Genomic DNA, 21469 nt, shown 5'->3' with positions numbered 1-21469 from the left:
AGAGCCTGGTGGAAACAGAATAGAGGCAGAGATGGGAAAGAGAAATTTATATCTGAATAATACACCGGTGGAGGAGGCAAAAGCCCTTTACCAGAAAGCACTGGAGGAATTATTAAGACCCAAGGCAGAATGGATTCCCGTGACGGAAAGTCTGCACCGGATTACAAAAGAGGCAGTCTATGCGAAATATTGTTCTCCGCTTTACAATGCGGCGGCGATGGATGGAATCGCGGTTGAGGCAGAGAAAACAAAGGGAGCATCGGAGCGGAAACCACTTACCCTATATCCAGGTACAGATTTTACAGTGGTGGATACGGGCGATCCGATTCACGCACCATGCGATGCAGTTATCATGGCGGAGGATCTGCTGGAGCAGGAGGATGGCTCGGTGCAGATTACGGATGCAGCTGCATCATGGCAGCATGTGCGCCCGATCGGAGAAGATATCGTAGCGGGTGAGATGCTGATGCCCGGTTATCATGAGATACGCCCGATTGATATAGGTGTTCTCCTGTCTGGCGGAATTACAGAGATTGAGGTGTTGAAAAAGCCGTCGATAGCGATTTTTCCGACGGGAACCGAAATCATAGAGCCGGGACAGGAACCCAGGGATGGGGACATCATCGAATCGAATTCGAGAGTGTTTGAGGCACTGGTAACGGAACATGGCGGTGCGCCCCATCGTTTTCCGCCGATTGCGGATGAATATGAAACATTGAAAGCAAAGGTGGCAGAGGCGGTTGAAAACTATGACATGGTAATTGTCAATGCCGGCTCCAGTGCTGGAACCGAAGATTTTACGGTTCATGTACTTCGGGAATTGGGGGAGGTTCTGGTACACGGGGTGGCAATCAAGCCGGGAAAACCGGTAATATTGGCGATTGTCAATGGAAAACCGGTGATCGGACTTCCGGGATATCCGGTATCCGCCTATATCAACTTTGAAAATTTTGTAATTCCTGTGCTGCAGAAACTGGCAGGACGTACAGAAACAGCCGGCACGACGGTGCGGGCTGTCATATCTAAACGCCTTGTATCATCCCTGAAACATAAAGAGTATGTGCGGGTGAAAGTAGGAGAAGTGGGCGACAAGCTCGTCGCTTCTCCACTGGCGCGCGGGGCGGGAGCAGCGATGAGCCTGGTGCGGGCAGACGGGTTCTGTGTGATTCCTCAGAACAGCGAGGGGGTCGAGGCGGGAGATACCGTTGACGTAGAGCTATACCGTTCTCTGGAGGAAATTGGAAGTACGGCAGTGGCAATCGGAAGCCATGATCTGATTCTGGATGTGATGGCAGATTTGCTGCCGTGTATGTACCCGGGTAATTACCTTTCCAGTACGCATGTAGGCAGTATGGGCGGTTTAATGGCATTAAAGCGGGGAGAAGCGCATCTGGCTCCGACCCACCTGCTGGATGAAGAGACAGGAGAATATAATATTGCGATCCTGAAAAAACTGTTTGCGGGTGAAAAAATGGCACTTGTCAAGGGCGTTGAGCGAATTCAGGGAATTATCGTAAAAAAAGGAAATCCGCTTGGAATCCATGAAATTGAAGATTTACGTGGCTTGAATTATGTCAACCGACAAAGAGGAGCGGGGACAAGAGTTCTTTTTGATTATAAGCTGAAGGAAGCCGGTATTTCACCGGAAGAAATTCACGGATATGACAGAGAGGCGGCAACGCATATGGCAGTGGCGGCTGCCGTGTCCGGCGGCGATGCAGACGCGGGCATGGGAATCCAGTCGGCAGCCAGGGCAATGGGACTTGATTTTATTGAGGTTGGACGGGAAGAGTATGACTTTGCGATTCCAGTCAGATTTTTGGATTTTCCACCGGTACAGCATTTTCTGGCGGTTTTGAAAAGCCGGGAGTTTGCAGAGAGAGTGGAGAAGCTCGGTGGTTATGGGCTGGCAAGAACCGGAGAAATTTTATATTTATAAAAGAGGGGATTAGATGGGAGCAGTTGTGCGTGAATTATATGTGTTCCGGCAGAGGGGACAGCCGGGAGAAGCCGTGGAGAGCGCCTGGTTCCGAAGGGGGATCGGAATGGAGGGTGACCGGCATGCAGCGGGAGGTGAAAGGCAGACTTCGCTGTTGGCGGGAGAAACCCGGGACTGGATGGAGAAGCAGACAGAACCGGGACTCTGCTTCCGCCGCTACAAGGCAAACCTGATAACGGAGGGAATAGATACCACTCAGTTAAATACGGGGGATCTTCTGGCGGCGGGAGGGGCGGTGTTCCGCGTCTCCGGGTATGGAAAAAAGTGTTTTCCAGAGTGTATTTACCATGAAAAAGGAGTTTTCTGCCGCCTTTCGGCAGGAGCCATATTTTTGGAAGTGATTCGGGACGGATATGTATCTGTTTCGGATGAAATAATGAAATTAGGCAAAAAGGAGGAACTGTGATGAGACGATTAGAGAAAGATGAATCACTCTGCATTGGCTGCCACCAGTGCGAAGAAGCCTGTTCGAAGGCATTTTACAAGGTTTCGGATCCAATGAAATCCTGCATCCGCATTACCGACAAGGAGGATGGAAGCCATCATATTGCTGTGTGCACACAGTGTGGAAAATGTTCTGAAGTGTGCAATACAGGTGTGATTACGGAGGATGCGAGAGGCGTTTACCGGCTGAACAAGAAAGAATGTGCCGGCTGTCTGATGTGCGTTGGATTCTGTCCGGAGAATGTTATGGTACAGTGTGATGATTATCTGGAGCCGTCCAAATGTACGGCGTGCGGATTGTGCGTAAAAGCATGTCCGACCGGAGCGATCCGTCTGGTAGAAGAGTAAAGGGAGGAGAAAGGCATGATTAAAATGTGTGATCTTCCGCGTTATGCGGACGCAGATATGGAAGAAATCAAAAAAATGAAAGAGGCCCACACGGTTCTCAATCAGGTTACATATGAGCCAAAGCCGCTGTATCATGGATATACGGATAAGCGCCTTCGAATCAATGTGACAGATAACACCATCGATATGATCGACATTCCTCAGGAGGTCAAAGAAAAATTTACCGGCGGCAAAGGTTATTGCCTGCGTTATCTGTGGGATGCAACGAAGCCGGATACAAAGTGGGACTCTCCGGAAAATGCTATTACCATGTCGGCAGGACCGATTGCCGGAATTACGCAGTACGGCGGTACCGGAAAATGCCTGGTATGCAGCATTTCACCGATGACAGATATCCCGATTGATTCAAACGTCGGCGGATATTTTGGTCCATTCTTAAAATTCTCCGGATTTGATGTGATCGAGCTGACTGGAAAAGCGGAGGAAGACGTGATTATTGTCATCGATGGCAATAAGGGAACCGTTTCAATTGAAAAAGCACCGTTAGAGCATAAAGATGCACATGTACTGGGCGAAGAGCTGACAACCATGTATGCGGAGGATGACAATGATCGCAAAAACGTGGCGGTCGTATGCTCCGGTTCGGCGGCGGATCATTGCAACCTCTCTATGTTGAATTTTACATTCTATGATCCGAAAAGAAATGTAGTCCGCTTAAAACAGGCTGGACGTGGTGGTATCGGACGTGTCTTTGCGGACAAGCACATTAAAGCGCTGGTATGCCATTTTAAAGGCGTAAAAGCAAATCTGAACCATGTATATGATATCAGTATCCTGAACCGGGATGGCCTGAAATTCCATCGTGAGGTGGCGACACAGGATGACAAACAGAATTCAATGCGTAAATCCGGAACGGCATACTCCCTGCGTATCATGAGCGATTATGATATTCTGCCGACGCGCAATTATAAATATGGCGGAACGGATAAGATCGATGAGATGGCACCGGAGGTATGGAGAAATAAATGGCTGACCCAGGGCGGAGCGGACGGATGTTGGTATGGATGTTCGATGGCGTGTGCTAAAACAGCCGATCAGTTTGAATTAAAGACAGGTCCGTATAAGGGACATAAAGTATGTGTGGATGGTCCGGAGTATGAGACAGCAGCCGGTGTTGGTCCGAACTGCGGCGTAACCGATCCGCAGGTAATCCTGGAAGTGAATTTCTACTGTGATACATATGGCATTGATACGATTTCCTTTGGCACCATGACTGCCTTCCTGATGGAATGCTATGAAAATGGTATCCTGAATAAGGAGAGAACCGGCGGTCTGGAGCTTGTATGGGGCAATGCAGAGGCGGAGCTGGAGCTGCTGCACCAGATGGCGCGAAACGAAGGCTTTGGCAAGATTGCGGCACTTGGAAGCCACAAGCAGAAAGAGTATTTTGCAGCGCAGGGCTGGGGCGATATGGATTTCATGAATGATATTGCGATGGAACAGAAGGGACTTGAATATTCAGAGTATGCTTCCAAAGAATCCCTGGCGCAGCAGGGCGGCTATGGTCTGACCAATAAGGGACCGCAGCATGATGAGGCATGGCTGATTTTCATGGATCAGGTAAATAACCAGATTCCTACCTTTGAGGATAAGGCGGAGGCGCTGTATTACTATCCGATGTTTAGAACCTGGTTTGGTCTTCTGGGACTTTGCAAGCTGCCGTGGAATGATATTGTACCGGCTGACAACAGCCTGACCGATGAACCGGCGAAGGTACCGGAGCACGTAGATAACTATCTGGATCTTTATTATGGTGTTACTGGGGTCAAGATTGATAGGGATGAGATGATTAAAATGTCCGAGCGTGTCTACAATTTCCAGCGTGTTTTCAACATTCGTCTGGGCAAGGGACTGCGTGCGAACGATGCGATTCCATACCGCTCCCAGGGACCGGTTACGGAAGAAGAATATCTGTCCCGTCAGGAGCGCTACGATGGTCAGCTGGTAGAGCTGGTTGGTTTTACAAAAGAAGAAGTCGAAAAAATGTCCTTAAAGGAAAAGATGGCTGCGACCAGAAAGCACAGAGAAGGGGAATATGAGAAGCTGATTGATGCGGTATATCCGAAGCGCGGCTGGAATTTAAACGGCGTTCCGACAATTGCACACCTGAAAGAGCTTGGCATGGATCTTCCGGAGCTTTTGGAAGTAGTTGAGCCGCTTCAGTAAGACTATTCATTAATACGTTGCAGAAGGGAAGTGGATATAATGGTACTGAATAACCGTCCATATCCGGACTGGCATGAAGGACTGACAATCAGGGGTGTGATGGAACACATGAAATTTACCTGGCCCAAGCTGGTCGTGAAGGTAAATGGGCAGCTGGTCTGGCCAGAAGACTATGATAAAGTAACACTTGAAGAAGCAGATGATTTGAAGATTTATCATTTACTGGGGGGCGGTTGATTCAGAAAGGAGACGCTGGTTTGGAGATAGACAAAGAACGCTATAAAAGAAATATTCTCCTGCCGGAGGTAGGAGAAGAAGGACAGAAAAAGCTGGCGGAAAGCCGGGTGCTGGTAGTCGGGGCGGGGGGACTTGGATCTCCCGTCAGCCTCTATCTGGCAGCAGCAGGAGTCGGTACGATCGGGATTGCTGATTTTGACCGGGTGGATGTCAGCAATCTGCAGCGGCAAATCCTTTACCGGGAACAGGACATTGGAAAGGCAAAAGCAGAACTGGCGGCGGAGCAGCTTCAGAGCCGGAACCATTCGGTGCAGGTAGAAGTATACCCAGAGGGAATTACAGCTGAAAATGCAGAAGAAATTCTTGCAAAGTTTGATGTGATTGTGGATGCTTCGGATAATTTTCCAACCCGCTATCTGCTGAGTGATACATGCATGAAGCTGGGAAAGCCGGATGTATATGGAGCTATCTGTGAATTTGCGGGACAGGTTACCGTGTTCGCATCGGACGGACCATGTCTGCGCTGTCTCTGTCCGGAGGCAAAGGACCCATCCGGAAACCCGAATTCGGCTGCTTATGGTGTGCTTGGCGTGATTCCCGGCATGATCGGGTGTATGCAGGCGGCAGAAGTATTGAAGCTTCTTTTGGGCAAGGGAGAGGCGCTGATTGGAAAAATGCTGTTCATTGATGCCAAAACGTGGTCCACGGATCTGATAGAAGTTCCGGTGCATCCCCAGTGCAGCTGCCATGCACATACCAAAGTTCACCGGATGTGAAAACGGTATTAAAAATAGACATATGGAACAATCTCTTTACTTCACAGGAAAAGAATGATAAAATAAATTAAATTGTCGAAAGCAGATGAGGAAGATTATCCACTCTGCTTTCGGCTGGATTCAGGTAAACAAAAAGGTAAATTAGATGACCAGGAATGTTTCCCTGAAATTACGATTATTGAGAAGTTAAGAGGTAAAAGGCAAATGGCGAAGGGTAATAACACAAAAGCAAAAATTGCCCGTGTTGCATGGAAATTGTTTCATGAGAAGGGATATGAGGAGACGACGATCGATGAGATTATCCTGCAGTCTGGAACATCAAAGGGAAGCTTCTATCATTATTATAGTGGAAAGGATGAGCTTCTGGCATCTCTCCCAGAGATCTTTGATGCAAAGTATGAAGAGGTAATGCAGGCGCTGGATCCGGAGATGGACAGCTTTGACAAGCTTATGACGCTCTGCTTCAGTGTACATGATCTGATAGAGTCGGATATCCCGGTAGGGCTTCTGGCGTCACTCTATTCCTCACAGGTGGTGACAAAGGGGGATAAGCATCTTTTAAACCAGAACCGTTTTTACTATAAGATGGTAAATCAGCTGGTCGATGAGGGGCAGCGCCGGGGGCAGATTACCCGCAGTATGCCATATTACGAGATTGCACATATGTATGCACTCTGCGAGAGGGCAATCATCTATGATTACTGCATTTCAGACGGTGGCTATGCGCTTGGAGAGTATACAAGAAAGACAATGCCTTTGCTGTTCGGCGGAGTGCGTGTAAAGCAGGAAGTCAAATAAAAAAGCAGACGGAAAATGCTTCTTAGGGGTATTTTCTGTCTGCTTTTGTGCGTGATAGCCGCGTACAGATCAGGATAGCATTGAGTACCTTTAAAATAAAGGAACCTGGGACGGGAAAATGCAGCTTAAGAAAGGAAAAATGCCAGATGGAACGAGAAAATCAGGAGTACATAAGCATTGTGAATGCAACGGAAAACAACTTGAAACATGTGTCGTTGAAAATTCCGAAAAAGAAAATCACGGTTTTTACCGGTGTGTCCGGTTCGGGCAAATCATCGCTCTGCCTTGATACGATTGCGGCAGAGTCGCGGCGGGAGCTGAATGTGACATTTCCAAGTTTTGTCCAGCAGTTTCTGCCGAAATATGGTCGTCCAGAGGTTGAGCGCATGGAGAATCTTCCGGTCACGATCGTGATCGATCAGAAAAAGCCGGTGGCAAACTCCCGCTCAACGGTCGGCACATACACCGATATATATGCGCTGCTGCGCCTACTCTTCTCACGTGTGGGCAAACCGTTTGTCGGCTATTCGGACAGCTTTTCCTTCAACCATCCGAGCGGCAAGTGTGAGCGCTGTGAGGGCCTGGGCGTTGTGACGGAGCTGGACATCCACAAGCTGGTGGATTTTGATAAATGCCTAAACGATGAGGGCGTTATCCAGTGGCCGGCGTTCACGACCGGTGCATGGCGGTGGAAGCGGTATGCGTACAGCGGTCTGTTTGATTTGGACAAGAAGATCAAGGATTATTCGAAGGAGGAAATGGATTTATTTCTCTATTCGCCGCAGATCCGCCTGAAAAACCCGCCGGCAAACTGGCCGAAATCCGCGAAGTACGAGGGCATTTATCCGCGTATGTACCGCAGTATCATTACATCTAAAGAAGGACAGCTTCATAAGAAAGAGCTGGATCGCATTGTCAGCACCTTTACGTGTCCGGAGTGCCACGGGGCGAGACTGAATGCGAAGATCCGGAGCTGCCTGATTAACGGAAAAAATATCTGCGAGGTTTCGGATATGCCGATCCCGGAGGCGGCAGAGTTTATCCGCCAGATCGATGATCCGCTGGCGCGCGATATCAAGACCGAGATCCTGAAGCGGATGAATGCGCTGATTGAGATCGGACTCAGCTATCTTTCTTTAAGCCGTGGAACAGACACTCTCTCCGGCGGCGAGGCGCAGCGTATCAAGATCGCGCGTTACATCAATTCGCCGCTTACCGATATGATGTATGTGCTGGATGAGCCGAGCGTCGGACTGCATTCGCGCGATATCCAGAATCTCAAAAATTCGCTGATCAAGCTGAAAGAGCACGGAAATACCGTGATGATTGTGGAACACCACCGGGAAGTCATCGCTCTGGCGGATCACATTGTGGATATGGGACCGGAAGCGGGCATAAACGGTGGACAGATCATGTATCAGGGAAGCTACGAGGATCTTCTGAAAGCGGACACTGTGACCGGGCGAATGCTGCGGACGAAAACGCCGATGAAGATGGAGTACCGCAAGCCGACCGGATGGTATCAGGTTGAGCACGCGAAGCTTCATAACTTAAAAGATCTGAGCGTAAAACTGCCGCTTGGCGTGATGACGGTCATCGCCGGTGTGGCTGGTTCGGGAAAAAGCTCCCTGATGGAATATTTTACGAGCCAGTATCCAGGCGAGGTGATCTCGATCCGGCAGAAGGATATCGGTATCAATCTGCGTTCAACCCCGGCGACGTATCTGGATATCGCGGATGCGATCCGGGCGCTTTTTGCGAAAGCGAACCATGTCGCACAGGCATATTTCAGTTTCAATTCCAAGGGCGCCTGCCCGGCGTGCCAGGGAAAAGGTGTAATTATATCGGATATGGCATATATGGACTCGATCGAGACGGTCTGCGAGGTCTGCCATGGAACGCGGTATTCGGAGGAAGTGCTGAAATATCAGTACAAGGGAAAGAATATTGCGGAAGTCATGGATATGACCGTCCGTCAGGCGATCCAGTTTTTTGAAGATGCGGATTTTGTGAGGAAACTCGATACGCTGGTACAGGTCGGACTCGGTTACCTGCACCTGAATCAGTCGATGACGACGCTTTCCGGCGGCGAGCTGCAGCGTGTGAAGCTGGCGAGCAAGCTGGATGAGCGGGGACAGATATTCATTCTGGATGAGCCGACTGACGGGCTGCATCTCGACGATATCCGCCGTCTGATGAAGCTTTTCAACCGGATGACCGATCAGGGCAATACGCTGTTTATCATCGAGCACAGCCTGGATGTGATGAAGGATGCCGATTATATTGTGGAGCTCGGACCGGGCGGCGGACTCGCAGGCGGCGACCTGCTCTTTGCCGGGACGCCGAAGGAGATGCTGGAAGCGGAGCGGAGTGTGACACGGGAGTATCTGCGGGAGAGCTTATAGATAAAGAAAAATATCCCGAATGCATCGGAAAGTGCATTCGGGATATTTTTAATCAATCAATTCGTTCAATACCATGGCAGCTGGAAAGATATTTCTTCGCATCCTTAAAAAACGCCGCCACGATCAGGAGAATGATAAACGCGATCGGAAATGCTGCAATGATGGACACGGTCTGCAGGTTTGCCATTGAATTATCACTGAAAATGAGGACCATCGGCAGTAGAATCAGGCTCAGGGACCAGAAGGTTTTGATCGCCATGTGCGGTTCGTCCTCGCTTGTCAGGTTCTTGTAGGAGTAGGCGGAGGCAACCAGTACGATCGCGTCAAAGCTGGTGGCATAGAAGGCGATCATCGCCGCCGCGAGCAGAACGAGGACCATCGGGGCGAGCGGAAGCGTGCGGATGATGGCAGTGATTGTGGAATAGAGGTCGCCACTGGCGGCATAAAGCCCCATGACATCCAGTTTTCCGAACACCTGGAGTCCCAGGCTGTAGTTTCCGAGGATAATAAAGCTCACAAACGTGCCGCCAAGCCCGAACACGTAGCCGCCGAGGATTGTCTGCCGGATTGTACGTCCACGAGAGATGGTTCCGATGAAGAACGGGGCAGCGACGCACCAGACCATCCAATATGCCCAGTAGAACATTGTCCATGTCTGCGGAAATGAGGTGGTGCGCTGTGGGTCGGTGTAGGTGGACAGTCCGATAAAGTTCTGTACCAGATTTCCGATGGAGGAAAAGCCGGTTTCGATGATATAGCGAGCTTCACCGCCAAACAGCAGCACATAAGCCAGAAGAGCGAAGAAGAGGTAGACGCAGGACGCCGCGAGCTTCTGGATGCCCTTCATGCCACGCACGACGGAAACGGTATATACCAGGCAGGTGACTGCCAGAATCGCGATGGTGATGAGGCGGGTGTCGCCGAATCCGAAGAGTTCGGAGACGATCTGGCTCATCAGAGGGGTCGCCAGCGTAAAAGTCGTGGTTGTGCCGGCCAGCAGTGCGAAGACCGCCATCAGATCAATCAGGGTTCCGGCAAGCCCGTCTGTGTGTTTTCCGAGGATCGGGCGGCAGGCTTCGGAGTATTTCTGTTTATGGCAGCCGCGCACATGAAGCATGAAGCCAAAGGCAGCGGCGAGCACGACATAGAAGCCCCACGGGATCGGACCCCAGTGAAAGAGCGGGTATGTGCTCGCCCAGTCCTGAATACTGCCCATTTCTGCCAGATGCGGGTCATTGGCGTAGAGAACCCACTCACACAGGGAGTAAAAGAGAATGTCCGCCGCAAGTCCGGAGGTAAACATCATCGAACCCCAGGCAAAATTGGAATAGAGCGGCTTCTCATCCGGTTTTCCGAGCCGGATGGTTCCGTAGCGGGAAAAGGCGATGTAGATTGACAGAAGAAAGATGCCGAGTCCGATGGCAAGATAGCCGACACCGAAGTTTTCCCCGAGAAAGCTCCGGAGATTTTCCAACACTGCCTTGGATGCATCTGGCGCAGCCAGAAAGCAGAGACAGAGTATTATAATAAGAAGAAATGGGACGACCATCGTGGTCCAGTCCAGGCGTTTCGGCTCTGGCACTGTTTGAGATTGTGGATTTTGCATGGGAAACCTCCTTTTAAATCATTTGTAAAAATGAGGATTTTTGCAAATGGTTCATGTTCATTTTTTGATAAATAAATTAAATATTGAACACATTATAGCATTGGGTGGAAAAAAAATCAATGAAAAATTTGGGAAAAAATAGAGAAACAAGGAAATAGATGTTACCGGTTCACGGGTAGGCACTTTTGGAACCGAAAGTGCCGTAAGAAAATGTGGTGGCAGCAGGAATTTGCCGTATTGAAATGCGAAGCCACGGCAAATTCCGTTACTGGGCACGTATGCGTGAACAGTAACGAATAGATGGAAAAATGTATGGGAGGCGGCAATGGAAAAATCCTGCCGCCTCCCTACTGCTCAATCTGCACATCAAATCCCAGTCCGCGCAGCATGTTCGCATAATTCTCCATATCCTGGCCGGAGAAGGTCTGCTCGCGGGCAAGCGTCGGAGATTGCATGTATTTTTCATATTTAATGATCCCCAGATTTGAATAGGAGAGCAGAATTACATGTCTGATGTGGTGCTCAGACAAAAGGTGGGCATACCTGCGGGCATCGATGAGCGTGTCGTTGATGCCGGGGGTAATGGTAATGCGGACCGCCACTTTTTTTCCGATAGAGATGGCAAAGTCCAGATTTTCCAGAATCGAATGATTTGAGACACCGGTGAACTGGACATATTTCTTTTCAGAATAATGTTTTAAATCGATGATAATCATGTCCGCGTTGGCGATGAAGCGGGAGAAAGCCAGCGGTTTGGCGAAAGCGGTCGTCTCAATCGCGGTGCGGATGCCGTGTTCTTTACATTTTTTCAGGACAGCGGTGGCTGCTTCCGGCTGCATCAGCGGATCGCCGCCGGAGAGAATGACGCCGCCATTTCCATAGAGCTCCCGGTCGGCAAGAATTTTTTCCATGATTTCATCCATATCCATCATCTGACCGACGAAATGAAGCATTCGGGACGGACAGTGATCCGTACAGGCACGGCAGAATGTACAGGTGTCCGGGGTAAAGGTGAGACGGTTGTCTGAAAATGCCAGACTTCCGGTGGGACATTCGCTGACACAGAGATTGCAGTAGAGACAGTGCTTGCTGTCCCAGAGAATCCGGGTCGGGCGCTCATGCGCCTGCGGTGTTGAACACCAGACACAGCGCAGGGGGCATCCTTTAAAATAAATCGTAGTCCGCAGCCCGGAACCGTCAGCCAATTCATTTCGTTTGATCTTAAATATATTCGCCTGCATGAATACAATACTCCTGAAAATCCTTCTGATATTTATAAAACACGATAAGACATTGAGAATTCCGGCACGGGATGACACCGGAATTTCGGAATGGATTCGTAATACATCTGAATGCAAAATACAGGCTAACTATAGCATAAAGAAGATAAAAAGTAAATGAGACAGTTTCTCCAATTTGCTACTTGATTTTTTTACAAAGATTTGACAAAAAAGCGGAAATAAATTTTACAAAAAAGCGCTATAATAAAACAGGTTCGAGAGAGAATATGTGTGAACGCTGCGAAAGAGCAGGTTATACAGCGGCAGATTTGCCAACTGGCACATATCGAAAAAGAAACCACGAAAGAATACCGCGAGAGATCGGGCGGCTGGCTTAAAATGAAGCGCGAAAACAGCTGCAGGAAAAAGATGGAAGATGGCGGGGAAGATATGGAATTGAAATATGAACTCTGGAAAGAGAGTATAGTTCAAGAGAAAGTTATATATGAATGTAGGAAGCGTCTGTCGGGATATCGGCGGGCGGTTTTTTGTGTAATGGGAAATTCCTTGGAATCCCCTATTACACAAAAAGGCACTAACGTGAAATTACAGTATTATACATAATTTCTATACACAAAAGAGGTATTTGTTTATGTTATGAGTACAGACTTACAACACTTATTAGTAAGAATTAATATAAGGTACTTTTAACGAAAAATTTACGGAAAATCACGCTTACAACGTGAAAAACACGGTTGTAATTAGGAAATAAACTTGTTATAATGGGTGGCTGAAATGGAAAAATGTAAAACAAAAAAGAAAAAAGTTGGGAGGTTACGAAGGTGAAAAGATTGAGTGCGTTTTGCGCGAGCCTGGGATTATTTTTGATGGCAAATCCGATGACGGCTCTGGCAGCAGAACAGGAAGGCGGTGCATCGGCATCCTCTGTGCCGCTCTGGATGTGTATTCCATTTGCGGGACTGCTTCTCTGTATTGCGATTCTGCCGCTTGTGAAGGCAGAATGGTGGGAAGAGCACCAGCCTCATGCGGTTGCTCTTTGGTCAATTCTTTTTATCATTCCGTTTGCGATGCGTTACAGTGCGGGGACAGCACTGGAAACGGTTCTGGAATGCCTGGTCAATGACTATTTGACCTTTATTATTTTGTTATTTGGACTTTTCTGCGTTGCCGGTAATATCACGATGTCCGGTGACCTGGCAGGTTCTCCGCGTGTCAATGTGGGATTACTGGCACTGGGAACCCTGCTTTCAAGCTGGATCGGTACGACCGGTGCCAGTATGCTGATGATTCGTCCGGTTGTCAAGATGAATGCATGGAGAAAGAAGAAACGTCATATCATTATCTTCTTTATTTTCCTTGTATCCAACATCGGCGGATGTCTGACCCCGATCGGTGACCCGCCTCTGCTGATGGGCTTCATGCGCGGCGTACCGTTCTTCTGGAGCTTACATCTGGCGCCGATCTTATTCTTCAATATGCTGGTGCTGCTGACAATCTTCTATTTTATTGATAAGAGGGCATATCGTCAGGATATCGCGAGCGGTCTGAAACCGGATATCAGCAAACCGGGTACCGAAGTGAAGCTGCGCGGCGCGCACAACCTGATTTTCCTGGTCATGATCGTGGCAGCCGTTATTTTAAGCGGTACCTTACCGTCCATGCCGCAGTTCCAGGATGCAGCCGGAAGGTGCTTGGCATCCACCTGTTTGGAGAGGTAGAATTAAGCTATCCGGCCATCATTGAGATTGTGATCATTCTGGTGGCGGCCTTCCTGTCCTTCAAGACCACGAAGGTTGAGATCCGCCGTGAGAACCACTTTACCTGGGGCGCGATTCAGGAGGTTGCGGTTCTGTTTATCGGTATTTTCATCACGATGCAGCCAGCCCTGATGATTCTGAAAGCAAATGGCGCGAACCTGGGCATCTCCGAGCCGTTTGAAATGTTCTGGGCAACCGGTCTGCTGTCCAGCTTCCTGGATAACACGCCGACCTATCTGGTATTTTTAACAACGGCAGGTGCGCTTGGATTTACGGAGGGCATGGTGACGACGTTAGGAACGGTTCCGATCAAGATGCTGATGGCGATCTCCTGTGGTGCGGTATTTATGGGTGCGAACACCTACATCGGAAATGCACCGAACTTCATGGTTAAGTCGATTGCGGATGAAAACGGTGTGCGTATGCCGTCCTTCTTCGGATATCTGCTCTGGTCGTTCGGTATTCTGGTTCCGGTCTTTGCACTTGATATGCTGTTATTCTTTTTATAGGGGGTGAGTGACGATGAGCAACAATCAGGAACATACCAATACAGATAATATGGAAAATCAGACGCAGCAGGCGCTTGAAAAGGACAGCGCCCAGTATGCGAATGAAGTAACGGGTGCGGAAAATGCAGCCGAAAAGGATTCAGCAGGGAAGAAGCCGGGCAGCACGGTGCCTGGAAGAGATGAAAAACGAATCCGTGAACTGGCGGAGAGTATTTACGATCTGGATGCGGAGGTTTATGCACAGTTAGGTTCTTCTCTGGGACGTGTTTTCAACCGTGACCGGAAGCGCTGCGTGGATGAGCTGACTCATCTGATGCTGACACGCCCGCAGGGTAACCTGGTTCGAAGTGAGATTGCCCTGATCGGAAACATGGCGCGTACCATCGAGAATAAGGAAGAGCGGAAGCTCGTCATGACTGAGTACAACCGGATTCTGACCGAAGTCATGAGTCTGCCGACCAGTTTCGCGAGCGGCGACGTTATCAACGCAGAGCTGGCGAAGCTGAATACATTTAACCTGAAAAACCGTTTCTCCGAAAATGACCACCTGATCGTATGTATCAGCTGGACCTACGGAAGCGGCGGTGTAAATATCGGATTTAAGCTGGCAGATAAGCTGAAAATCAATTTCTACGACGCGGAGATCTTTGAAGCGGTTCTGAAACGTCTTGAGGCTCAGAAAGATTCTATACAGGATTCTGTCAGCTACGGAATCAAGCCGGGAATCAAGAAAGAGCCGGCGCACGATCAGGATGCCAATGTAAACCCGAGTGAGGCATTCATCCCGGAGCGCCATCTGACCCTGCGCCAGCGCATGCGCGAGTTCAGCCGTTTCCACGGACTGCCGAAGCGTGATGCGGTCTTCTTCAACGAGAGCGACCTTCTGGTTGACATGGCGAAGAAGGAAGATTTTGTTATTCTGGGACGATGCGGAGATGCCATCATGGCAAACAACAACATCCCGCATATCAGTATCTACATCACGGCGCCGTTTGAGCAGCGTATCAAACGTGCGATGGAGATTGACAGCTCCCTGACGGTCAAGCAGGCACGCCATATGTTAAAGCATCTGGATCATGTCCACAGCCAGTACTATCATTACTATACAAACCGAAACTGGGGACATTCCAACAACTATGATCTCTGTATCAACAGTGCCAGCTACGGTATCGATGGAACCGTGGATTTCATCTATCGGATGATCACGGCGCGGGAAGAGGATAAATAAGAGAACGGCTGAAGATGATGGGAGTCAGCGAAAGACAACAGACGCTGTCCCCAGATTCTTCGGCCGTTTTTTTACATTTATAGTTTACTGCCAATAGAATGTATAACTAAAAAGATTCAGAATTTTTTGCGGCGGAATACTTGCAAATTTGAGGGAAAGCCAGTATACTAGGTACCATATCACAGGGAAGTCCTTCGAAAGCGGGAGATTGGAAGAGGCATCCTTCTCGAAAGGAGAAATAAATTATGGAAGAAAGAATTATGCGCCGCGTAGCGGATTCAGCTGTTATCCAGACACAGCTTGTATTAAATAGTCACTTAAATGGTGCTGGTCGTTTGTTTGGCGGTCAGCTGATGGAATGGATCGACGTTGTAGCGACCGTTGTTGCGCGCCGCCACGCGCACTGCAATCCGACAACTGCATCGGTTGATAACCTGCAGTTCAAAGAGGCAGTCCACCTGAACAATACCCTGATTATCGAGGGAAAGCTGACTTATGTCGGCAGAACCTCCATGGAAGTGCGTGTCGATACATTCGTAGAGTCTTTAAGCGGCGCGCGTAAACTGGTTAATACCGCTTATGTGGTTATGGTAGCGCTGGATGAAAACGAGCATCCGATGGAAGTTCCGGGACTGCTTGTCGAGACCGATGAGGAGAAGGCAGAGTGGGAAGCTGGCGTGAAGAGAAACGATTTGCGGAAGCACCGCCGTGCGGAGAACTACTAATCGGCAGTGTTTTTGTTTGGGAAAGGGAATTTGCATAAACCGGAAACAGATGTAATAAGATGTAAAAAACGTTCTCAGGGGAACTCCCATGAAGGAATATATCGAGGAACGGGCGGTTGCGATCGCTAATTACATCATAGACTACAATGCGACAGTGCGGCAGGCGGCGCGGAAATTTGGGATCAGTAAATCTACCGTGCATAAAGATGTGGCCGAGCGCCTTTCCCATATCAATCCGCCGCTTGCATCCCGGGCGCGTGTAGTACTGGACATCAACAAAGCGGAACGCCATATCCGGGGCGGGATGGCGACGAAAGAAAAATATGAGCATGAGCACCAGCTGCGCGCGTGCAGCCGGGACGAGAAATAGAAAAGCTGGTAAAATTGGAGCTGAAAGCAGAAAAAGGGGCATTCCGCCTGGACGGGCGGAGTGCCATTTTTTCTGCTTCATTGCAAACTATTTCAAAATATGCTATAGTAGCTTCGATTCATAAAGCTATATGTCAGCCAGATTCAGGCATATGGCAGCGTAGGAGGAACGGGAAAATTCTGAATCGAAAGATAAAAAACAAAGAGGAAGAATGATAGATGGAACCAAGACAGGCAATCCTGGTAGTCAGCTTCGGGACAAGCTACAATGATAGCCGGGAAAAGACGATCGGAGCGGTTGAGCGTGCAGTGGCGGAGGCATTTCCGGCATATGAGGTGCGCCGGGCATTTACCAGCCAGAGGATCATTGATAAATTGAAAAAGCGGGATCAACGGTCGATCGACAATCTGAAGGAGGCACTTGACCGGGCAGCAGCCGATGGGATTAAAAGTCTGATTGTGCAGCCGACCCATCTGATGGATGGATTTGAATACATGGATGTAAAAGCGGAAGTGGAAGCGAATCAGGGGCGTTTTGAACGGCTGGCGCTGGGAGCACCGCTTCTTGCCAGTGAAGCGGATCTGGATGCGGTGATCCTGGCGATGGCAGGAGAACTGGGCGGATATGACGATGGAAAAACGGCACTCTGCCTGATGGGGCATGGGACGGACGCGGCTTCCAATCAGGTGTATCAGAAGATGCAGGATAGGATGATCGCGGGCGGCTATGCAAATTATTACATCGGAACCGTGGAGGCGCAGCCGGATTTACAAGCGGTGATCGAGAAATTGGGCGCGCAGAAACACTATCAGAGGGCAGTGCTGCAGCCGCTCATGGTGGTTGCAGGCGACCATGCGAATCAGGATATGGCAGGTGAAGAGGAGGATTCCTGGAAGAGCCGCCTGGAACGCGCCGGATACCAGGTGGAATGCCGCATCCGGGGACTGGGAGAGGTTGAGGCGATCCGGAAGCTGTATGTGGCGCACGTGAGAGAGGCAGAGTGGGAAAAATGAAGAAAATAGGATGGATAACGGGAAAGAAAAGGTTACTGTACACGGGTAGGCACTTTTGGAACCGAAAGTGCCGTAAGAAAACGTGGTGGCAGCAGGAATTTGCCGTATTTAAATGCGAAGCCACGGCAAATTCCGTTACTGGGCACGTATGCGTGAACAGTAACAAGAAAATGGCACTTAGGATGGCAGGACTGTCGCTTATGGGGGTGCTGCTCTTGAGTGGCTGTGGAAATATGGGAAAGAGTGCGGTGGCGGCAGCGTCGTCTACATCCGCCAGTGAGATATCCAATGAGGCGGGTAAAGGTACGAAAGTGTCCCAGCCGGCAGAAAACGTGGATGCACAGGTGGCGGAGGCATCACTTCCACAGCCGGGTGAGGCGATCAGTGCGTCCCTGGCCTGGAAATCGCGGATGGAGCTTGCCTATGCGACCCAGTTTGCGGTCGATACCTATGAGGATGCGGACGGGATGCAGTACGAAGCAGTTTCGGTTGCGGATGGAAGCCGTTTTCTTCTGATTCCAGAGGGCGGAAAGGTGCCGGAAGATCTTCCGGATTCGATCCAGGTGCTTAAGCGCCCGGTCAAACAGATTTATCTGGTAGCGACCGCGACCATGGATATGTTCCGGATGCTGGGAGCGCTCCCGGATATCCGGTTTTCGGGAACCGATGCGTCGGGCTGGTACATCCCGGAGGCAAAGGAGGCGATGGAGAATGGGTCAATTCTCTACGCAGGCAAGTACAGCGAACCGGATTATGAGCGGATTGTCTCGGAGGGCTGCGGTCTGGCAATAGAAAATACGATGATTCTCCATTCGCCGGAGGTAAAAGAAAAGCTGGAAAGTTTCGGAATCCCGGTGCTTGTGGATCATTCCAGCTACGAAGCACATCCGCTGGGGCGGACGGAATGGATCCGCCTGTATGGAGTGCTGACCGGTAAAGAAAAAGAGGCGGAAGCGGCATTTGCAAAGCAGGAAGCGGCTTTGCAGCGAGTTACAGAAGAAGGTTCGGATGCGGAGAACGCAGGCGGGAGCGTAAAAACAGAACAGACGGCACAGGCGGAAAAGCCGTCGGCGGCATTTTTCTATATTACGAACCAGGGCAGCGTGAACGTGCGCCGTTCCTCTGATTATATACCGAAAATGATAGAATTAGCGGGCGGCAGATACATATTCGGGCATATGGGGGATGACGGAAAGCGGTCTTCGACCGTCAATATGCAGATGGAAGAATTTTATGCAGCCGCGAAAGAATCCGATTATCTGATTTATAACAGTACAATCGACGGGGAGATTCACTCAATTTCGGAGCTTTTGGCAAAAGCGCCGGTTCTCAAGGATTTCAAGGCGGTACAGGCGGGAAATGTCTGGTGTACGACGAAGAATCTCTATCAGGAATCCATGTCAGTTGGAGCGATGCTGGAAGATATCCATGCGATTTTCAGCGGAAGCCAGGAAGATGGGACATATCTGTATAAATTGCAGTCGTGAGGAAGGAAAGTGTAATAAAGATAGATAGGAGAAACGATGCGTTCAGTATCAGAAGCAAACAGACAAAAACAGGAAAAAAAACAAAGAAACCTGGCGCAGTCAGGCAGACAGGTGCGGATCGCAGGTGCATTTCTGCTTCTGATTATGCTTCTGCTCCTGTCGCTTATCTGGAGTGCCTGTTCAGGCAGTGTATCGGTTCCGATCATGGAATTTTTACAGGAACTGCGGGAGCCTAAGCTGCGTGGAATGGCGTGGACGATCATCTGGGAGATCCGTCTGCCGCGCGCGCTGGCGGCGCTGATCCTTGGCGGGGCGCTGGCACTGTCAGGGTATCTGTTACAGACCTTTTTCCACAATCCGATCGCGGGTCCCTTTGTGCTGGGAATTTCTTCTGGTTCAAAGCTTTTGGTAGCACTTGTGATGGTCGGATTTCTGGAATGGAATATTACGATCAATTCGGGGATGCTGGTGGCAGCGGCATTTGCCGGAGCGCTTCTCTCTATGCTGTTTGTGCTCCTGGTCGCGCGGAAGATGGAACAGATGGCGATGCTGATCGTCGGGGGCGTGATGATCGGCTATATTTGCTCAGCAATCACGGATTTTGTTGTGACCTTCGCCAGCGATGCGGATATTGTCAACTTGCATAACTGGTCGCGCGGAAGTTTTTCTGGTATGACCTGGGAAAATGTGGCAGTCATGGCGGGCGTGACCTTTGTCTCAGCGGCAGCGGTGTTTCTGTTATCCAAACCGATCGGCGCATACCAGATGGGGGAGACGTATGCGAGAAGCATGGGAGTCAATGTCGCACATCTGCGTTTCTTTATGGTGATTTTGTCCAGCATCTTATCTGGCTGCGTAGCGGCATTTGCCGGTCCGGTTTCCTTTGTTGGAATCGCGGTTCCGCATCTGATCCGCTGGCTGTTTGCCGATACAAGACCGCTGGTGCTGATTCCGGGCTGTTTCCTGGGCGGAAGCGTGTTCTGCCTGTTCAGCGACTGGCTGGCGCGGACGGTCTTTGCCCCGACGGAATTGAGCATCAGCACGGTAACAGCTGTCTTCGGTGCGCCGGTCGTGATTTTTGTGATGATGCGGAAACATCGAAAGAGCACCTGAAGCATAGAGCAGCAGAGGAGAAAATACCATGAATCCAGAAACTGAGGAGAAGATCTACTTTTATACAGAGAACTTACAGGTTGGATACGGTGGAAAACAGATCTTAAATCCAGTCCGGATCGGGATAAAGAAGGGTGAGATCCTGACTTTAGTCGGACCGAATGGAGCCGGAAAATCGACCATTTTAAAGAGTGTCGCCGCGCAGCTTCCCCCTCTGGGAGGCGCGGTTTACCTGGACGGCGCGGACCTTCTGGGAATGAAGGGAACGGAGCGCGCACGGCGGATGGCGGTCATGTTTACGGAAAAGGTCCATGCAGAGTGGATGACCTGCCGGGATGTTGTGGCAGCCGGGCGTTATCCGTACACGGGGCGGTTTGGTGTCCTCTCGGAGGAGGACTGGAAGGCAGTTGATGAGGCGATGGAGGCAGTGCAGGTATCAGAGCTTCGGGAGCGGGACTTCCAGACGCTCAGCGACGGTCAGCGGCAGCGGGTGATGCTGGCGCGGGCGCTCTGTCAGGAGCCGGAACTGCTGCTTCTCGATGAGCCGACTTCCTATCTGGATATCCGTTATAAGCTTGAATTTATGTCGGTCTTGCAGGAGCTGGCGCGCCGCAAGAAGGTGGCAGTCATTTTATCCATTCATGAACTTGATCTGGCGGAGCGCGTCTCCGACTGGGTGCTGTGCGTCAGCCCGGGGCAGGAAAGCCGGTTTGGACGCCCGGAAGAGATGCTGACTCCGGAACATCTTTCCGAGCTTTTCCAGATCGAGGAAGGGCGCTTCCGTCAGACAGGCGGCAGTATGGAGCTTCCGCGTCCGGAGGGGGCGCCAGAGGTATTTGTGCTGGCAGGAGGAGGAAGCGGGCGCGCTGTCTTCTGGCAGCTTCAGAGAGCTGGAACTACGTTTGCGGCAGGGATCGTATCGGAAGCCGACTTAGATTATCCGGCGGCTTGTACATTGGCGTCCAGATTGATTGCAGTCCCCGCATTTGAAGAAATATCAGAGGAAAAGGAACAAGAAGCCAGAGAATGTCTGGATGCGTGCCAGTGCGTGATTGCGTGCCGCAGGCAGTATGGGGGCTGGGCGGCGGCGAACGACCGGCTGCTGGCGTATGCCAGGGAAAAAGGAAAAAAGATAGAATATCACAACCTTCCGCTTCATAAAATGCAGTAAATCAAAGCATTTTGCC

20 protein-coding genes are annotated in these 21469 nt (G+C 50.2%); 18 read left to right on the top strand and 2 right to left on the bottom strand.

The genetic code is table 11. From position 1 onward, the window contains the following. Positions 1 to 31: 31 nt before the first annotated feature. The 8 genes from DWX91_RS06790 (at position 32) to DWX91_RS06755 (ending at position 9233) form a co-directional block, all read left to right on the top strand. Positions 32 to 1939 (top strand): molybdopterin biosynthesis protein, encoded by a 1908-nt coding sequence (locus DWX91_RS06790; RefSeq protein ID WP_118472601.1) that lies wholly within the window; start codon positions 32 to 34, stop codon positions 1937 to 1939. Between the two features lie 13 nt (positions 1940 to 1952). Beyond that, positions 1953 to 2405: an MOSC domain-containing protein gene (locus tag DWX91_RS06785; protein WP_118472602.1), complete on the top strand. Its 453-nt coding sequence runs from the start codon at positions 1953 to 1955 to the stop codon at positions 2403 to 2405. After that, on the top strand, positions 2405 to 2791 hold the full coding sequence (locus DWX91_RS06780) for a 4Fe-4S binding protein (protein WP_022360326.1): 387 nt from the start codon (positions 2405 to 2407) through the stop codon (positions 2789 to 2791). Before DWX91_RS06785 ends, DWX91_RS06780 begins: the two co-directional genes overlap by 1 nt. 15 nt (positions 2792 to 2806) lie before the next feature. Continuing rightward, positions 2807 to 5017, top strand: coding sequence for an aldehyde ferredoxin oxidoreductase family protein (locus tag DWX91_RS06775; RefSeq protein WP_207662794.1), 2211 nt, complete (start codon positions 2807 to 2809; stop codon positions 5015 to 5017). A 39-nt stretch (positions 5018 to 5056) separates the two neighbouring features. Further along, complete coding sequence (gene thiS / locus DWX91_RS06770; protein ID WP_022360324.1) at positions 5057 to 5254, top strand: sulfur carrier protein ThiS; 198 nt, start codon at positions 5057 to 5059, stop codon at positions 5252 to 5254. A gap of 20 nt (positions 5255 to 5274) precedes the next feature. Next, a complete protein-coding gene (locus DWX91_RS06765) occupies positions 5275 to 6030 on the top strand; it encodes a HesA/MoeB/ThiF family protein (protein ID WP_182431314.1) in 756 nt (251 codons plus the stop codon). 204 nt (positions 6031 to 6234) lie between these two features. Continuing rightward, entirely contained in the window at positions 6235 to 6828 is a 594-nt protein-coding gene (locus DWX91_RS06760; protein ID WP_107001407.1) for a TetR/AcrR family transcriptional regulator, read from the top strand. 146 nt (positions 6829 to 6974) lie between these two features. Beyond that, positions 6975 to 9233, top strand: coding sequence for an ATP-binding cassette domain-containing protein (locus tag DWX91_RS06755; protein ID WP_118472604.1), 2259 nt, complete (start codon positions 6975 to 6977; stop codon positions 9231 to 9233). A gap of 52 nt (positions 9234 to 9285) precedes the next feature. On the opposite strand, the gene DWX91_RS06750 is transcribed toward DWX91_RS06755, so the two are convergent. Together DWX91_RS06750 and DWX91_RS06745 are read right to left on the bottom strand one after the other, a co-directional pair. After that, a complete protein-coding gene (locus DWX91_RS06750) occupies positions 9286 to 10839 on the bottom strand; it encodes a BCCT family transporter (protein ID WP_118472605.1) in 1554 nt (517 codons plus the stop codon). A gap of 347 nt (positions 10840 to 11186) precedes the next feature. Beyond that, positions 11187 to 12080 (bottom strand): glycyl-radical enzyme activating protein, encoded by an 894-nt coding sequence (locus tag DWX91_RS06745; protein ID WP_118472606.1) that lies wholly within the window; start codon positions 12078 to 12080, stop codon positions 11187 to 11189. Between the two features lie 270 nt (positions 12081 to 12350). On the opposite strand from DWX91_RS06745, the gene DWX91_RS06740 reads away from it, so the two are divergent. From DWX91_RS06740 to DWX91_RS06700, 10 genes are all read left to right on the top strand, one after another. After that, positions 12351 to 12683, top strand: coding sequence for a hypothetical protein (locus DWX91_RS06740; RefSeq protein WP_118538559.1), 333 nt, complete (start codon positions 12351 to 12353; stop codon positions 12681 to 12683). A 218-nt stretch (positions 12684 to 12901) separates the two neighbouring features. After that, a complete protein-coding gene (locus DWX91_RS17970; protein ID WP_412693849.1) occupies positions 12902 to 13798 on the top strand; it encodes a sodium:proton antiporter in 897 nt (298 codons plus the stop codon). After that, positions 13768 to 14346 carry a sodium:proton antiporter gene (locus tag DWX91_RS17965; RefSeq protein WP_412693848.1) on the top strand — a complete coding sequence of 193 codons (579 nt, stop codon included), beginning with the start codon at positions 13768 to 13770 and terminating at the stop codon, positions 14344 to 14346. The genes DWX91_RS17970 and DWX91_RS17965 overlap by 31 nt, the downstream gene beginning before the upstream one ends. A 13-nt stretch (positions 14347 to 14359) precedes the next feature. Beyond that, the gene (locus DWX91_RS06730) at positions 14360 to 15574 is read left to right on the top strand and encodes an AAA family ATPase (RefSeq protein WP_022360314.1); all 1215 of its coding nucleotides are present in this window, start codon (positions 14360 to 14362) and stop codon (positions 15572 to 15574) included. A gap of 245 nt (positions 15575 to 15819) precedes the next feature. Continuing rightward, the gene (locus DWX91_RS06725; protein WP_107001412.1) at positions 15820 to 16299 is read left to right on the top strand and encodes an acyl-CoA thioesterase; all 480 of its coding nucleotides are present in this window, start codon (positions 15820 to 15822) and stop codon (positions 16297 to 16299) included. A gap of 88 nt (positions 16300 to 16387) precedes the next feature. After that, entirely contained in the window at positions 16388 to 16669 is a 282-nt protein-coding gene (gene spoIIID, locus DWX91_RS06720; RefSeq protein WP_117796058.1) for a sporulation transcriptional regulator SpoIIID, read from the top strand. Positions 16670 to 16887: 218 nt separating this feature from the next. Then, positions 16888 to 17682: a sirohydrochlorin cobaltochelatase gene (locus tag DWX91_RS06715; RefSeq protein WP_118468380.1), complete on the top strand. Its 795-nt coding sequence runs from the start codon at positions 16888 to 16890 to the stop codon at positions 17680 to 17682. Between the two features lie 152 nt (positions 17683 to 17834). After that, on the top strand, positions 17835 to 19169 hold the full coding sequence (locus DWX91_RS06710) for an ABC transporter substrate-binding protein (RefSeq protein ID WP_243098997.1): 1335 nt from the start codon (positions 17835 to 17837) through the stop codon (positions 19167 to 19169). A 36-nt stretch (positions 19170 to 19205) separates the two neighbouring features. Continuing rightward, complete coding sequence (locus DWX91_RS06705) at positions 19206 to 20282, top strand: FecCD family ABC transporter permease (protein WP_181986215.1); 1077 nt, start codon at positions 19206 to 19208, stop codon at positions 20280 to 20282. 28 nt (positions 20283 to 20310) lie between these two features. Then, positions 20311 to 21453, top strand: coding sequence for an ABC transporter ATP-binding protein (locus DWX91_RS06700; RefSeq protein WP_117796055.1), 1143 nt, complete (start codon positions 20311 to 20313; stop codon positions 21451 to 21453). The last annotated feature ends 16 nt before the right edge of the window (positions 21454 to 21469 follow it).

The sequence above is a fragment of the Clostridium sp. AF22-10 genome (genome assembly GCF_003478725.1).
GTDB lineage: Bacteria > Bacillota > Clostridia > Lachnospirales > Lachnospiraceae > Otoolea > Otoolea fessa.
This window is presented reverse-complemented; position numbering and strand designations above follow the sequence as displayed.